The sequence below is a fragment of the Veillonella sp. S13053-19 genome (assembly GCF_002959835.1).
GTDB lineage: Bacteria > Bacillota > Negativicutes > Veillonellales > Veillonellaceae > Veillonella > Veillonella rogosae.
This window is the reverse complement of the sequence record NZ_PPDA01000010.1, coordinates 37691-53029: the sequence shown is the minus strand read 5'-3', so window position 1 is coordinate 53029 and position 15339 is coordinate 37691. Positions and strand designations below refer to the sequence as shown.

Annotated in this window: 14 protein-coding genes; 13 read left to right on the top strand and 1 reads right to left on the bottom strand. The window is 37.8% G+C overall.

Annotated elements, in window-relative coordinates:
• Positions 1–231 precede the first annotated feature (231 nt).
• The 6 genes from sufC to VEHSUH06_RS06720 are packed head-to-tail and all read left to right on the top strand — an operon-like array spanning position 232 to position 5814.
• On the top strand, positions 232–975 hold the full coding sequence (sufC, locus tag VEHSUH06_RS06745; protein WP_105098272.1) for a Fe-S cluster assembly ATPase SufC: 744 nt from the start codon (positions 232–234) through the stop codon (positions 973–975).
• Between the two features lie 8 nt (positions 976–983).
• The gene (gene sufB, locus VEHSUH06_RS06740; RefSeq protein WP_009351348.1) at positions 984–2393 is read left to right on the top strand and encodes a Fe-S cluster assembly protein SufB; all 1410 of its coding nucleotides are present in this window, start codon (positions 984–986) and stop codon (positions 2391–2393) included.
• Between the two features lie 9 nt (positions 2394–2402).
• Positions 2403–3449 (top strand): SufD family Fe-S cluster assembly protein, encoded by a 1047-nt coding sequence (locus VEHSUH06_RS06735; protein ID WP_105098271.1) that lies wholly within the window; start codon positions 2403–2405, stop codon positions 3447–3449.
• A gap of 11 nt (positions 3450–3460) precedes the next feature.
• Complete coding sequence (locus VEHSUH06_RS06730; RefSeq protein ID WP_105098270.1) at positions 3461–4690, top strand: SufS family cysteine desulfurase; 1230 nt, start codon at positions 3461–3463, stop codon at positions 4688–4690.
• 13 nt (positions 4691–4703) lie between these two features.
• Complete coding sequence (gene sufU, locus VEHSUH06_RS06725) at positions 4704–5129, top strand: Fe-S cluster assembly sulfur transfer protein SufU (RefSeq protein ID WP_105098269.1); 426 nt, start codon at positions 4704–4706, stop codon at positions 5127–5129.
• A gap of 1 nt (position 5130) precedes the next feature.
• Positions 5131–5814, top strand: coding sequence for an HAD hydrolase-like protein (locus tag VEHSUH06_RS06720; protein ID WP_105098268.1), 684 nt, complete (start codon positions 5131–5133; stop codon positions 5812–5814).
• A 168-nt stretch (positions 5815–5982) separates the two neighbouring features.
• Here VEHSUH06_RS06720 and VEHSUH06_RS06715 read toward each other — a convergent pair whose 3' ends face one another.
• Positions 5983–6489: an S-adenosylmethionine decarboxylase family protein gene (locus VEHSUH06_RS06715; protein WP_009351352.1), complete on the bottom strand. Its 507-nt coding sequence runs from the start codon at positions 6487–6489 to the stop codon at positions 5983–5985.
• Positions 6490–6816: 327 nt separating this feature from the next.
• Here VEHSUH06_RS06715 and VEHSUH06_RS06710 point away from each other — a divergent pair, with 327 nt between their 5' ends.
• The 7 genes from VEHSUH06_RS06710 to ispD all read left to right on the top strand — a co-directional run bounded on the left by VEHSUH06_RS06710 (position 6817) and on the right by ispD (position 15338).
• A complete protein-coding gene (locus tag VEHSUH06_RS06710) occupies positions 6817–7296 on the top strand; it encodes a CtsR family transcriptional regulator (RefSeq protein ID WP_105098267.1) in 480 nt (159 codons plus the stop codon).
• Positions 7297–7302: 6 nt separating this feature from the next.
• Entirely contained in the window at positions 7303–7842 is a 540-nt protein-coding gene (locus VEHSUH06_RS06705) for a UvrB/UvrC motif-containing protein (protein WP_105098266.1), read from the top strand.
• 9 nt (positions 7843–7851) lie between these two features.
• The gene (locus tag VEHSUH06_RS06700; protein ID WP_105098265.1) at positions 7852–8913 is read left to right on the top strand and encodes a protein arginine kinase; all 1062 of its coding nucleotides are present in this window, start codon (positions 7852–7854) and stop codon (positions 8911–8913) included.
• 109 nt (positions 8914–9022) lie between these two features.
• Positions 9023–11470, top strand: a complete 2448-nt coding sequence (locus tag VEHSUH06_RS06695) for an ATP-dependent Clp protease ATP-binding subunit (RefSeq protein ID WP_105098264.1) — start codon at positions 9023–9025, stop codon at positions 11468–11470.
• Between the two features lie 168 nt (positions 11471–11638).
• Positions 11639–13012 carry a DNA repair protein RadA gene (gene radA / locus VEHSUH06_RS06690; protein WP_024065771.1) on the top strand — a complete coding sequence of 458 codons (1374 nt, stop codon included), beginning with the start codon at positions 11639–11641 and terminating at the stop codon, positions 13010–13012.
• 15 nt (positions 13013–13027) lie between these two features.
• Entirely contained in the window at positions 13028–14179 is a 1152-nt protein-coding gene (locus VEHSUH06_RS06685) for a PIN/TRAM domain-containing protein (RefSeq protein ID WP_105098263.1), read from the top strand.
• Entirely contained in the window at positions 14163–15338 is a 1176-nt protein-coding gene (ispD, locus tag VEHSUH06_RS06680; protein WP_105098262.1) for a 2-C-methyl-D-erythritol 4-phosphate cytidylyltransferase, read from the top strand. The genes VEHSUH06_RS06685 and ispD overlap by 17 nt, the downstream gene beginning before the upstream one ends.
• Position 15339 lies beyond the last annotated feature (1 nt).

The window sequence follows — 15339 nt, the reverse complement described above, 5'->3', positions numbered from 1 at the left end:
ATACTTGATATTCTTTTAATTCCTGTATATTTTAGTAGGAATATCTTGCTATCATTTAGATAAGAATGTATAATAATTGTAGATTGTTATGCACATACTTGCTAAGTTGGCGAGAATTACGGCGGTATTCACGTTAGTGCTTACCGCCTTTTTATATGTGTCAGTATATACGTTTTACATATAACGCATGTATGTTCCTATGGTACATACAATTAAAAAGGAGTGAACATTTTGGCTGAATTACTTCAGATAAAAGATTTAAAGGTATCCGTTGAAGATAAACAAATCTTGAAAGGTATCGACTTAACAATTAAAAAAGGTGAAATTCACGTAGTAATGGGTACTAATGGTGCTGGTAAATCTACACTTGCCAATGCAATCATGGGTAACTCTACATATACAGTAGATAGCGGTTCTATCATTTTTGATGGTAAAGATATTACGGAAGATGCAGTAAATGATCGTGCGAAAGCAGGTATCTTTATGTCCTTCCAACATCCAATCTCCATCCCTGGCATTACTGTAGAAAACTTCATTCGTACAGCTAAATCCACAATTACAGGTGAAAACGTTCGCGCTTTATCTTTCAAAAAAGAATTGAAAGAAAAGATGGATGAATTGTCCTTCGACACATCTTATGCACAACGTTATGTTAATGAAGGTTTCTCTGGTGGTGAACGCAAGAAAAATGAAATTCTTCAAATGTCCATTTTGAATCCTAAATTGGCTATTCTTGACGAAACTGACTCCGGTCTTGATGTAGATGCGGTTCGTATTGTGTCCGAAGGCGTACAACGCTTCCACAACGAAGAAAACGCTGTTTTAATCATCACTCACCACAACCAAATCTTACAAAAATTGAACCCTGACTATGTTCATGTATTGATCAACGGTAAAATCGTTAAAACTGGTGATGCTTCTCTTGTACGTGAAATCGAAGAAAAAGGTTACGACGCATACAAAGCATTAGCATAGGAGGCACAATGGAAGAAAGAAAGAAAACCCAAGTCGCGGATATGGACCGTGGTGTCTACGACATTAAGAATGACTTTGAATATTCTTATATCGCTGATGCTGGTTTAACTGAAGACATTATCCGTGAGATTTGGTCTAATAAAAATGAACCAGAATGGATGCTAGAGTTTCGTTTGAAATCTTTAGAAATCTATAATCGTATGGGCATTCCTAACTGGATCCCTGATATTTCTGGCTTAGATATGGCTAATATCCATACGTATGTTAAGCCAAAAGTAGATATGAAAGAAAACTGGGACGAAGTTCCAGAAGAAATTAAAAGCACTTTTGACCGTTTAGGTATTCCTGAAGCGGAAAAAACATCTCTAGCTGGTGTTGGTGCTCAGTATGACTCTGAAGTTGTTTATCACAGTATTCAAGAAGATCTTGTAAAACAAGGGGTTATCTATACTGATATTGAAACAGCTCTTCACGAGCATGAAGAAATCGTTAAAAAATACTGGATGACATTGATTCCTCCAACTGACCATAAATGGGCGGCTCTTCATGGTGCTGTTTGGTCTGGTGGTTCCTTCGTATATGTTCCAGCAGGCGTACAAGTAGATATTCCATTGCAATCCTACTTCCGCTTAAACGCACCAGGTGCTGGTCAGTTCGAACATACGATGATCATCGTAGAAGAAGGTGCTAAATTGCACTTTATCGAAGGTTGCTCTGCTCCTAAATATGACGTATCTAACCTTCATGCAGGTGCCGTTGAATTGTTCGTAAAAGATAATGCTACATTGCGTTATTCTACAATTGAAAACTGGTCTAAAAATATGTACAACCTTAATACAAAACGTTGTGTTGTAGGTAAAGGTGGTACTATTGAGTGGGTATCTGGTTCCTTCGGTTCTAAAGTATCTTGCTTGTATCCAATGAGTATCCTTAACGGTGAAGGTGCACATGCTGAATTTACAGGTGTAACATTTGCTGGTGAAGGTCAATTCCTTGATACAGGTTGTAAAGTGGTTCACAACGCACCATATACAACAAGTAATGTAAACTCTAAATCTATTTCGAAATCCGGTGGCGCAGCTATCTATCGTGGCCTTTTGAAAATTGGTCCTAATGCTGAGCATTCAAAAGCAACAGTTTCTTGTGAATCCTTGATGCTTGATGCTGAGTCTCAATCCGATACAATTCCAGCAATTATTGTTGAAAACGATAATGTGGACTTAGGTCATGAAGCAAAAATCGGTCGTATTTCTGACGAAGCGATTTTCTATCTCATGACTCGTGGTATTAGTGAAGAAGAAGCTCGTGCAATGCTTGTTCGTGGCTTCGTAGAGCCAATCTCTAAAGAATTGCCACTTGAATATGCAGTAGAAATGAACAACCTAATCAATCTTGAATTAGAAGGTTCTATCGGTTAAGGAGGAATTATGAGCGAATTACTATTTAATGAACTCCCTAGACCGACGTTCAGATGGTTACGTGTTAACCATACTGTAGGCTCTCTAGTTGGAGAAGATACAGCAGTACAATCTATCGCTGTGGAAGCGAATGAAAATATACTTTCACCATTGCCTGTAGGCACAGCATTATTAGAAGGCAAATATGAAGGCGCTAATAAAGAAGCTGTTAAAGGTTTGGTGGAAAAAGCAGAAGGTTACGCTATTAACGTTCCTGCAAATGCAAAAGAAGTTGTAGGTATCCGCATAGATGCTACAGCTCGCGTAGCAAATCGATTCCAATTTATCGTTGGTGAAGGTGCTGAACTAGAAGTTCAATTTTTTGTGACTGGTTCTGGTGATGCAGTAACTAATGTAAGCTACCTTAACGAATATGATGTAAAGGCAACTGGTAAAGTTGTAGTGAAAAAGGTAAATCTTTTACCTGAACATGTACAACATATCGAGCATCGATACACTAAATTAGAAGATAATGCTGATGTTGAATATATCAATATCGAAATTGGCGGTAGCGAAAATATCTTGAACTACTATCATGATTTAGTAGGTAAAGAATCTCGCATTATTCACGACATTGCTTATCTTGGTAGTAAAGAGCAAAAGTTTGATATTTCTATGGTTATGAGCCATGGCGGTAAAAAATCTGTCAGCGATATTCATAACTTAGGTGCTCTTAGTGGTAATGCTAAAAAATCCTTCCGTGGTACCCTTGATTTCCTACATGGTGCAACTGCATCTGAAGGTGCGGAAGAAGATACTTGCTTGTTGTTAGACCCTACTGTAAAATCTATTTCTTTGCCACTCTTGTTGTGTAAAGAGGACAATGTAGTAGGTAACCATGCGGCAAGTGCAGGCCAAATTGATCATAATAAATTGTTCTACCTCATGAGCCGTGGCTTCAGTGAAGTAGAAGCTAAACATATCATCGTTGAATCTATGATTCGTCCTATTATTGATCGCATTGGTGATGAAACGATTGAAGAAGCAGCATTAGCAGCTGTACGTAATAAGATTTAAAGAGGCGTTTTATGAGACCTATTGCAGAAGCATATAAAGATTTTCCTATATTACATAAAGAGCATAATGGGCACCGCGTTATCTATTTAGATAGCGGTGCAACTGCACAAATCCCTCAAGTTGTAGTGGATCGTGTAGTGGAGCATATGACTCAGCACAATGGTAATCCACATCGTGGTTCCCATGTTTTGGCTATTGAAGCCTCTGAAGCATATGAAAACGCTCGTGATCGTGTTGTGGAATTTATCAATGCCCGTGAGCGAGAAGAGGTTGTATTTACACGTAATACAACAGAATCTATGAATTTAATTGCCCATAGCTATGGTCTTAATAACCTTAAAGCTGGCGATAAAATCATTATTACTGTAGCTGAACATCACGCAAACCTTGTTACATGGCAATATGTGGCTGAAAAGACAGGAGCTACATTGGAATATATGTACCTTGATGAAAGCGGTCACTTAAAAGACGGTGAAATCAATAAAATTGATGAAACTACTAAGATTGTTGCTTTTGCGCACATTAGTAATGTTTTGGGTATGGAGTTCCCTGTAAAAGAATTGACAGAAAAAGCACATTCTGTTGGTGCTGTTGTCGTTCTTGATGGTGCTCAATCTACGCCTCATAAAAAAATTGACGTTCAAGAACTTGATTGTGATTTCTTTGTATTCTCTGGCCATAAAATGTGTGCATCCCAAGGTATTGGTGTGCTCTATGGTAAAAGAGAATTATTAGAAGCAATGCCTCCATTCTTATTGGGCGGTGATATGATTGAATATGTAAAAGAGCAATCTGCTACGTTCAATGAGTTGCCATATAAGTTCGAAGCTGGTACACCTAATGCTGACGGTGCTGTTTCCTTACATGCTGCTATCGATTATTTAGAATCCTTTGGTATGGATGCTATTGAAGCGTATGAAGAAGAATTGGTTGCTTATATTTTGCCTAAATTGTTAGAGCTACCTCATGTTCATGTAATCGGTTCTACAAATCCGAAAGAGAAACATGGTGTAATTGCTTTCACTATAGATGATGTACATCCTCACGATGTAGCAACTATCTTAGATGCAAAAGGTATTTGTGTGCGCTCTGGTCACCATTGTGCACAACCATTAGGTGCATTCTACAATGTATCTGCATCTACTCGTTTAAGTATGTACTTGTACACTCGTAAGGAAGACCTTGATGCCTTCCTCGAAGTATTGAAGACTGTTCGTTCAGTCATGGGCTTTAAAGATTAGGAGATTACCATCAATGGAAATGGATCAACTATATACGGAACTTATTTTGGAACATAACCAAGATAAACGTAATAAACATGAGTTAACTGAATTCACAACTTCTGAACATGGTCATAACCCTAGCTGTGGTGATGATCTAACATTACAACTCAACGTAGAAGATGGCATTATCAAAGATGCTGCTTACACAGGCTCTGGATGTGCTATTAGCCAAGCTTCTGCATCTATGATGATTGATATCATTAAAGGTAAATCCGTAGAGGAAGCTCTACGCTTGGTTGAAGTTTTCTTAGGTATGATTAAAAAAGAAATTACTGATGAAAACGAGTTAGAACAATTAGAAGATGCTATGGCATTACAAAATATTTCTAACATGCCAGCACGTGTTAAATGTGCAGTTCTTGCATGGCATACATTAAAAGAGGCTTTAAAGAAGTAATATGAAAAAGACAATATTATTTGACTTAGATGGTACTTTGACAGACTCTCAAGAAGGCATTTTAAAAAGTATTAAGTTTGCCTTAGAACATTTTGGCTATGACGTACCTGATGAAGAAACATTGCAATTGTTCTTAGGTCCACCACTGGTAGATGCTTTCCAAGAATATTGTGGTATGACTTTTGAGCAAGCTGAAGAAACATACTTTAAGTTTCGTGAACGGTATGGAACGATTGGTAAGTTTGAAAATACAGTATATCCAAATATTGTAGACTTATTGGCTAAATGTAAAACTGAGCAATATACGATTGCTTTGGCTACGGCAAAGCCAGAACATTATGCTAAGGATATTTTAGATCATTTTGAATTGACACCTTACTTTGATGTAATCGTTGGTGCTAATTATGAAAGTGGATTGTTACACAAGAAGGAGATTCTTGAAAAAGCTCTTGAACTTTGTGGTAATCCATTAACTGATGAAAATGGTAATCGTATGGCATTCATGGTTGGGGATCGTAAGTATGATGTCGAAGCAGCTAATGAACTTGGTTGTATCTCCATCGGTGTTACTTATGGTTATGGTACAGAAGCTGAACTAAAAGAAGCTGATGCTGAATACCTCTGTGATGACGTTGATGAAATTGCAGATGTTCTTGATCTTGAAGCATTAATGGTTCGTAGATAAGTAGATAATAATAGATAAAGAAGCTAGAGGATTACCTCTAGCTTTCTTTGTAAATATTATTTATTAATTTTCTAGTTTGTCATATTGTTTTCTCATAATTTAATATGTAAGAATAACTGCATTCACGATTATAATAAAAGGACTGACCATGAGGTCAGTCCTTTTGTGCTATTTTTTTAAGCCACTTTTTTTAGCTAATGTTTTAATAACCTTAGCACTTTGTTTTTTCAATTTGCCACCTGTTTGTTTGAGTTGAATTCTTGTGCGAGATACGCGACCAAGAGTTGTGATTTTAGTTTTACGACGAGGCTTCATGTCTCGTTCGTTACCAAAGTCACCGCGTTGTACACTCGTTGCTTTTACCTTTTCTGCTCTGAAAGATTTACGCAATGCTTTCATAATTAATGTAAGCGGTAAAGATTGCTCAAAGGAGTACAAATCAACTGCTACATAACCTAATGCAGGATATGTGTGCAATGTAAAGTGAAAGCCTGGTGCAACAGAAAGGAGGGCGATTTCCTCATCCATAACCTGACAACTGATTTCATCAACATCAAGTTCAGCTAAATCAAATGCAGTAGCTACACTTTCTTGTACAGCCGTAGCGGATGAAATTGCATCTTCATCACAGGAATATAAATCAATTAATAGTTCTTGTCCTAATGCTTCTGCCATAATAACACCTTCTTTCGGAATATAATATCTCATTTATTATACATAGAATTAATGATTAAGTCCAATCATCGGAGAATGAATTAAAAAGTAAAAGAAAAGTCAAAATTTTTTAGCGTAAATTGACTTATTAATTTTGTAAAGAAAATGCGCCTAATATCACGATAATACTTATTTTGATACGTAAAAGGAGTTAAAAAAGTCAAATATGAATACTATTAAATTTGACTTTTATATTGACTAAGGTCAAATAGTCAAATATAATAGAATTATATCAAAGAACAAATAGTCAAAAGCTATAGTAAATAAAATTTTAAAGGGGTGTCTTTTATGAGTATGATAGCTGATAAAATAGAAAAATTTATATTAGACCGTATGCGTGAAGAACAAGAAAAGCTAATTTTAAAACGTAACGAATTAGCTGATGAACTAAATTGTGCACCATCCCAAATTAGTTACGTATTGAGTACACGTTTTTCTAATGAGCGCGGTTTCGATGTTGAATCTAGACGTGGTTTAGGTGGTTATATTCGCATCAAAAAATTAAATCCAGAAAGCTCTGATTCTTTACCTGCCGTAACGACATATCGTATTTACGAAGGTCAAAATACAGTGGAACGATTAATTGATATTCGAGATGTAGATCAATCTTTGTTCCAATTGCTTCAATCTGAAAAGATTACTCGTCGTGAAGCTCAATTAATGCATAACTCTTTTGCTACTTTGATTGAGAATGTAGATATTGAAGAGCGCAATGAGGCTATTCGTCAGCTTTACGCAACAATGGTGGATACACTGCGGAAGGAGTGATGATCGATGCTATGTGATCATTGCCATAAGAATGAAGCTACCATTCATATGACTAATATCGTCAATAATCAAAAGACGGAACAACATCTTTGCGGTACTTGCGCTACCGAGTTACAGCAAGAGGGCAAATTATCCCCCTATAGTTCTTTTATGAATGATATGTGGGATAATAGCTTTTTTACCAATGATTTTTTTAAAAATATGGTTTACCCAGATAACTTATTAAAATCTCATCAATCTAAAAGATGTCCTCAGTGTGGTATTACTTATGACGAATTTAATCGTGTAGGTAAATTTGGCTGTGGGCAATGTTATGAGATTTTTAATAGTGAAATAGATCCCTTATTACAACGTATTCAAGGTAGTTCTGAATATGAAGGAACTGTACCTAGTCGTGGAACTAATGTGTTTAAAGCTAAATATGAAGTGAAGCGATTGCGTCATCAATTAGATACAGCAGTTCAATCTGAAAACTTTGAAGAGGCTGCTATCTTAAGAGATAAAATTAAAGAACTAGAAGCCATTATCGATGGCGATAAAGAGTAGGAGGTTCTTATGTTAGATACTATATTGGACTCTCCTTTAAGTCAGTGGTTGCGACATGATACAGATGCGACAGATCACATTGTAATCTCTAGTCGTATTCGTTTGGCACGGAACTTTGATGGTCTATTATTTACAAATCGTAATGATATATCTGCTTTAGAAAAAGTTAATGCCATTTCTAGAGGATTGTTACAACCTTTGAAAGAGGCAGACGGACATCAATATTCCAATATTAGTCTAGAGCAGTTAAGTCAAAGTGAGCGGGCTGTATTAGTAGAGAAACACTTAATGAGCCCTGCTCTTGAAGAAAAATTACCATATCGTAACTTGGTTGTATCTAATGATGCATCTATTGTAATTATGGTGAATGAAGAGGATCATTTACGGATTCAATCAATGGCTTCTGGACTTCAATTGAAACAGGCCTATAACCATGCAGTGCAAATTGATAAGGCTATTGAAGCAAAGCATCCGTATGCTTTTGATGAACGCTTTGGGTATTTGACGGCATGCCCTACAAATGTAGGAACCGGATTAAGAGCGTCTGTAATGCTACATTTGCCAGCCTTAACGATGTCTGGTCGAATTACACGACTCATTCGCAGTATTATTCAATTAGGATACTCTGTACGAGGTTTGTACGGTGAAGGCTCCGAGGCTTTAGGCGCTATATACCAAATTTCAAATCAACGTACTATGGGCATAAGTGAAGAAGCAACGATTGAGCAATTAACCAAGATTGTAGAAGGCATAATTGCAGAAGAGCGTAAAGCTCGTCAGTCTTTATTGCATAATGATAAAGAAGGTTTAGAAGATGTTCTGTGGAGATCCTATGGCGTTCTACAATATGCACGCCGTGTTAATGGTAAAGAAGCATTAACAAAACTTAGCGATATTCAATTAGGCGTAGATTTAGATATCTTACCACCTTGGGGGAATGATACCTTCAATGAGTTGGTGGCCATAACTCGACCTAATTTCCTTACTAAATATTTAGGTAACGAAGATTTAACAGAAGCCGATCGCGATAGCTATCGAGCTAAAGTAATACGTCAAAAACTTTTAAAATAATATTAAATTTACAAATTATCAATTGATATTCCAATGGTGTTTCCCACCATTGTTTACATATATTTGAAGAGATACAATTACAATTTACATAGATAGATGAGGTGATATTATGATGCAACGGTTCACAGACGATGCACAGCGAGTCCTTTCTTTAGCACAAGAGGCTGCTTTAGAGCTAGGGCACGACTATGTGGGAACTGAACATGTACTCATCGGCCTTACAAAGGTTAAAAATAGTGTAGCAGCTAAGGCGTTAGAAGAGCTTGGCATAGTTACAGAAGATATTTTTGAAGCTGTAGAGGACCATGTAGGTCGGGGTAATAAAAAAGCGACCTCTATATATATGACCCCTCGCGTTAAATATATACTTGAACTTGCAGTTCAAATGGCAAACCGTATGAACCATAATTATGTAGGTACTGAGCATATTCTACTAGGCTTACTAAGTGATGGTAGCGGTGTGGCAGCTGCCATATTACAATCCATGGATGTTAGAACTAATGATGTAGTAGATGCTATTCGTAGTATTCTAGGTTCTAATTCCAAGGGCCATAATGATGGTCAAGAAGGCTCTCATGGAGATGGCGAATTAGGTGATTTATCTGATTTTGCTACAGATCTTAATGAGTATGCTAAACAAGGTAAAATTGACCCTGTTATCGGTCGAGATACTGAGATTCAACGGGTTATTCAAATTTTAAGCCGTAGGACCAAAAATAATCCTGTTCTCATCGGTGAGCCAGGGGTAGGTAAGACTGCCATTGCCGAAGGTTTAGCGCAGCGCATTGTTACCGGTAATGTACCTGAGATTTTACGGAATAAGAGAATTATTTCCCTTAGCATTGGCGCTATGCTTGCTGGTGCTAAATACCGTGGTGAATTTGAAGAACGGTTGAAAAAAGCTATCGATGAAGTACAACAACATGACGACATGATTATCTTTATCGATGAGATTCATACTTTAGTTGGTGCCGGTGCCACTGAAGGTGCTATGGATGCGGCCAATATTTTAAAGCCTGCTTTAGCACGTGGGGAGTTCCAAGTTATTGGTGCTACAACCCTTGATGAATATAAAAAACATATTGAAAAGGATGCTGCTTTAGAGCGTCGTTTCCAACCTGTTCAAGTAGGAGAACCTAACGAAGAGGATGCCCTTGAAATTCTAAAGGGCTTACGCGATCGCTATGAAGCGTTCCATAAGGCTAAAATAACCGATGAAGCGTTAAAAGCAGCTGTGTCCTTATCAAGTAGATATATTACAGACCGATTCTTGCCTGATAAAGCTATTGATGTAGTGGATGAAGCTGCATCTAAGGTGCGTATGGAAGTATTTTCTGCAGCACCTGATGTTAAGGCTCTAGAAGAACGTCTAAAGGTAGTCAAAAACGAGAAAGAAGCGGCCGTTACGTCACAAGACTTTGAAAAGGCTGCTAAATTACGTGATGAAGAGAAAACTCTAGTAAAAGATATTGATGATAAAAAATCTGTAGCAAAAGAAGAAAGTGATCAAAAGTTAGTAGTTACGGAAGACGATATAGCAGCAGTAGTGGCACAATGGACAGGGATTCCAGTGGCTAAAATAGCAGAAGAAGAATCTGAAACGTTGCTCCATTTGGAAGAAGAACTCCATAAACGTGTAGTAGGTCAAGATGATGCTGTTACTGCTGTAGCTAAAGCTGTGCGCCGTGCAAGGGCTGGATTAAAGGATCCGAAACGTCCTATTGGTTCATTTTTATTCCTAGGGCCAACAGGGGTAGGTAAAACTGAGCTAGCAAGAGCACTTGCATCCTCCTTGTTCGGCGATGAATCTGCTATGATTCGACTTGATATGTCTGAATATATGGAAAAGCATACTGTATCACGCTTAGTTGGTGCCCCTCCAGGCTATGTGGGCTATGAAGAAGGTGGTCAACTAACAGATGCGGTACGTCGTAAACCATATAGTGTTATTCTTCTCGATGAAGTAGAGAAAGCACATGCAGATTTCTTTAATATCTTGTTACAAGTTCTTGATGATGGTCGCCTTACTGATAGCCAAGGTAGAACTGTAGATTTTAGAAATACAGTTATCATCATGACGAGTAACTTAGGTGCTAAAGCTTTACATAAGAACTCTCCAGAGCTTGGATTCTTAGCTCCTAAAAAATCTGAATCTTCTGCAAATCAATCTAATAGTATAGATTTTAAAGAAGCTAAGAAATCTGTGATGGATGCAGTAAAACGTCATTTCAGACCTGAATTTTTAAATCGTATTGATGAAATGATTGTTTTCGAACCATTAACTGAAGAGGACTTACAACAAATTGTCTCTATCTTGATGAGTGATGTTATAAAACGACTTAAAGAGCGTGAGCTTCAATTAGAAATCACATCTGAGGCGATGCAATTACTCGTTAAGGAAGGTTCTGATTTTACAATGGGGGCTCGACCACTAAAACGAGCTATTCAACGATTGATTGAAGATCCTGTATCAGACCTTATTTTGAAAGGAGATGCTACAGAAGGAAAAACTATAAAAGCAGATGTGAAGGATAACGAGATCGTTGTCAGCGTATAAAAAAATACAAAATATACAGTTAATGACTACCTTTCATATAAAAAATATGGGTTAAATGGTATACTATAAAATAATGATAGTTAACCATGTAGTAAAATTATGCATAAAAGGTCATGAATGGTTATCATTCATGACCTTTCTTTTCTTATTAAAACATTTTGAGGCATTATGGCAAAAGCAAAATCAGTATTCTTCTGTCAAAATTGTGGGGCTGAATCTTCTAAGTGGATGGGCCGTTGTCCACAATGTGGCGAATGGAATACATTAGTTGAAGAAATTATTAAAGAAACTAAACATAGCCGTACTCCTTCCCGTGGTGTAGGGAATCAAACCACTAAGCCTACAGCTTTACCAGATATTGAAATTTCATCTATTGCACGTGTGTCTACAACCTTTGGTGAAATTGATCGCGTATTAGGCGGTGGCATAGTACCTGGTGCATTAATGCTCTTAGGTGGCGATCCAGGTATTGGTAAATCTACACTATTATTGCAAGTCTCCCAAAAGGTAGCAGATACTGTTGGTACAGTTCTCTATGCATCAGGGGAAGAGTCTCAGTTACAACTCAAGCTTCGGGCAGAACGACTACATATCAATAGTGAACGTTTACAAGTTATTGCAGATACAGACTTAGATCATATACTTGAGCAAGCTGATGCAATGACGCCGTCTTTACTTGTCATTGACTCTATTCAAACCATGTATACTGGCGATATTGATGCTGCTCCAGGCAGTGTAAGTCAAGTTCGAGAATGTACATCTCGACTCCTTCGATTTTGTAAAGAACGCAATATTCCTACGGTTATTATTGGTCATGTCACAAAAGAAGGTAATATCGCTGGCCCACGTATGTTAGAGCATATGGTAGACGTAGTGCTTTACTTTGAAGGGGAACGATCCTATCAGTTTCGCATATTGCGATCCATCAAAAATCGTTTCGGCTCTACATCTGAAACTGGTATTTTCGCCATGGTTGAAGAAGGCTTACAAGAATTATCCAACCCTTCAGCTTCATTATTGGCAGAACGGTCTGATGAGGAAAGCGGCAGCGCTGTCATGATTTACCTCGAAGGGGTTCGTCCCATCTTAGTAGAGGTGCAAAGTTTGGTGGTTACCACGGCCTTTGGTATGCCTAGAAGAACGGCAATAGGCTATGATCTAAACCGTTTGATTGTACTTTTAGCGGTATTAGAAAAACGTTGTGGCTTTACATTGGGTAATAAGGACGTGTATGTTAACGTTATTGGTGGACTTAAAGTAAACGAGCCAGCATGTGACTTGTCTATGGCTGTAGCAATAGTATCTAATTTAAAAAATCGTATCGTTCCTACGGACATGGTTATCTTAGGAGAGGTCGGTTTAACTGGAAACGTTCGAAGCATTCCACGCATCGAGCAGCGTATCAATGAAGCTAAAAAACTAGGCTTTAAAAAGTTTATTATTCCTGAAGGCAATTATAAGCAAATCAAGGATAATGATAGTTCTATCAAGATTAGAGGCGTCAAATCTATTCAAGAGGCGATGCAACTCGTGTTTTCTTAATTAGGAGGTGATTTGATGATTTATCGGATCTTGCGCTATGTAATAGCCATTCTTGTAGGTACAGCTGCCTATGTAGGGATGGATACTTTGGCGCCTATTATCGACCCGTATTTGGTATCTCAATTTGAGTCTTTCGGGGATATGTCATTAACAGTTGCACGTATTGCAGTATTAATTATTGGTACATTATTAGGTATTATTATTGGCTATTTGATTTCATCATTTATTTTGAAACAAGGGTTAGTAATTGCTAAACGTTTAGAGCGCGTTCTCACTCATATTCCAAATCAAGAATTGATTGCAGGCACCATCGGTTTATTATTCGGTCTTATTATTGCAAATTTAATTGGTGTTGCATTCAATCAAGTGCCTATTATAGGACCTTATATTCCTATAATTCTTAGCGCTATTTTTGGTTATAGTGGGCTTAAGCTCATGGCCCGTAAAGGTCCTGAAATGTACAATAACTACGTACAACAATGGGGTGGAGACGGCACTAAAAAAACAAGTCGCTTTAAAATGTTCTCCACCCATAAATCAGATAAAGCTTCTAGTACGCCTAAATTATTAGACACATCTGTTATCATTGATGGTCGTATTAAAGAACTCTGCAATACAGGCTTTATTGAAGGACCTCTAATGGTTCCACTCTTTGTATTAAACGAGTTACAAATTATTTCGGACTCTGCAGATGCTACAAAACGCAACCGCGGTCGTCGAGGCCTCGATATTTTGAAAGATATGCAAGATGCTAATAAGGTTGCTATTGAAGTTGTAGAAGACGATTATGATGATCTTAAAGAAGTCGATTCTAAGTTGATGCGCCTTGCCTTAGATAAACATTGGAAGTTGATGACCAATGATTTTAACTTGAATAAGGTAGCTCGCGTACAAGGTATTGAAGTGCTTAACCTCAATGAATTAGCAAATGTGTTAAAACCAGCTCTTATTGCAGGTGAGTGGATTCGCGTACAAGTCATGAAGGAAGGTAAGGAAGTACACCAAGGTGTAGCGTATCTTGATGATGGTACGATGATTGTCGTAGAAGACGGTAGACCTTATGTAGGGCAAAATGTTGAAGTTATGGTTACATCTATACTACAAACGAGTGCAGGTCGCATGATCTTTGCTCGTGTAGATGGGGGACAAAATGGACAAGGTAATTAGCTGTATCGTTCTCGCTGCAGGGGCGGGACGCCGTATGGCATATAAAGAAAATAAAATATTTATACCCCTTGGCCGTTATTCTATTATTCAACGTACTTTGCAGAATGTTGCTAACTTATCTGGCTTAAACGAAATTATTCTCGTTGTAGCTGATGGTGAACAAGACTATATGGCTGAACACATTAAGGTCTTGGACCTTACAGTACCTGTGCACATCGTTCTTGGTGGTGCTGAGCGTCAAGACTCCGTTGCTTGCGGCCTTAAGGCGGTTGATGAATCTAGTAACATCGTCCTTGTTCATGATGGAGCACGTCCATTAGCCTCTACAGAAATGTTTGGTGCTGTCGCTGAGGCAGCTAACACATATGGTGCTGCTACAGTTGGTGTGCCTGCTACAGATACGATTAAACGTGTTGATACAGAACATACTGTTATTGAAACATTAAAACGCAGTGAGCTATACCAAATTCAAACACCGCAAGGCTTTCAAAAAGATTTGTTTAAAGAGGCCCATCAAAGGGCTCATGATTTAAACCATTTAGGGACTGATGATGTATCTCTTGTGGAATTTTTAGGAAAGTCCGTACATATAGTAGAAGGTGATTACTGTAATATCAAGGTGACAACGCCAAATGATATTGCCGTAGCAAAACGATATTTAGGAATTGAGGATAAGCATATGCGCGTTGGATTTGGTTATGATATTCATCAATTAAAAGCAGGCCGTCCATGCATCTTAGGGGGCGTTCAAATTGAATCTGAGCTTGGCCCAGATGGTCATTCCGATGCGGACGTTCTCATTCACGCCTTAATGGATGCTATGTTAGGTGCTGCCGGTTTAAGAGATATTGGTTATTACTTCCCCCCTGAAGATGACCAATATAAAGGGATTTCTAGTATGCTTTTACTAGAAAAGGTAAATTCCTTATTGAAAGAACGTGGGTTACAAGCCTATAATATTGATATTATGGTTATTTCTGAGACTCCTAAATTGAAACCTCACATTGATACGATGAAGGCTAATTTACAGTCTGTATTGGAAATACCATTAGATCGCATTAGTATTAAAGCGACAACGAATGAAATGCTTGGTGCTATTGGGCGCCGTGAAGGCATTGCTGCACAAGCTGTCGTTTCTGTATATGAAGGAGAGGTATAAT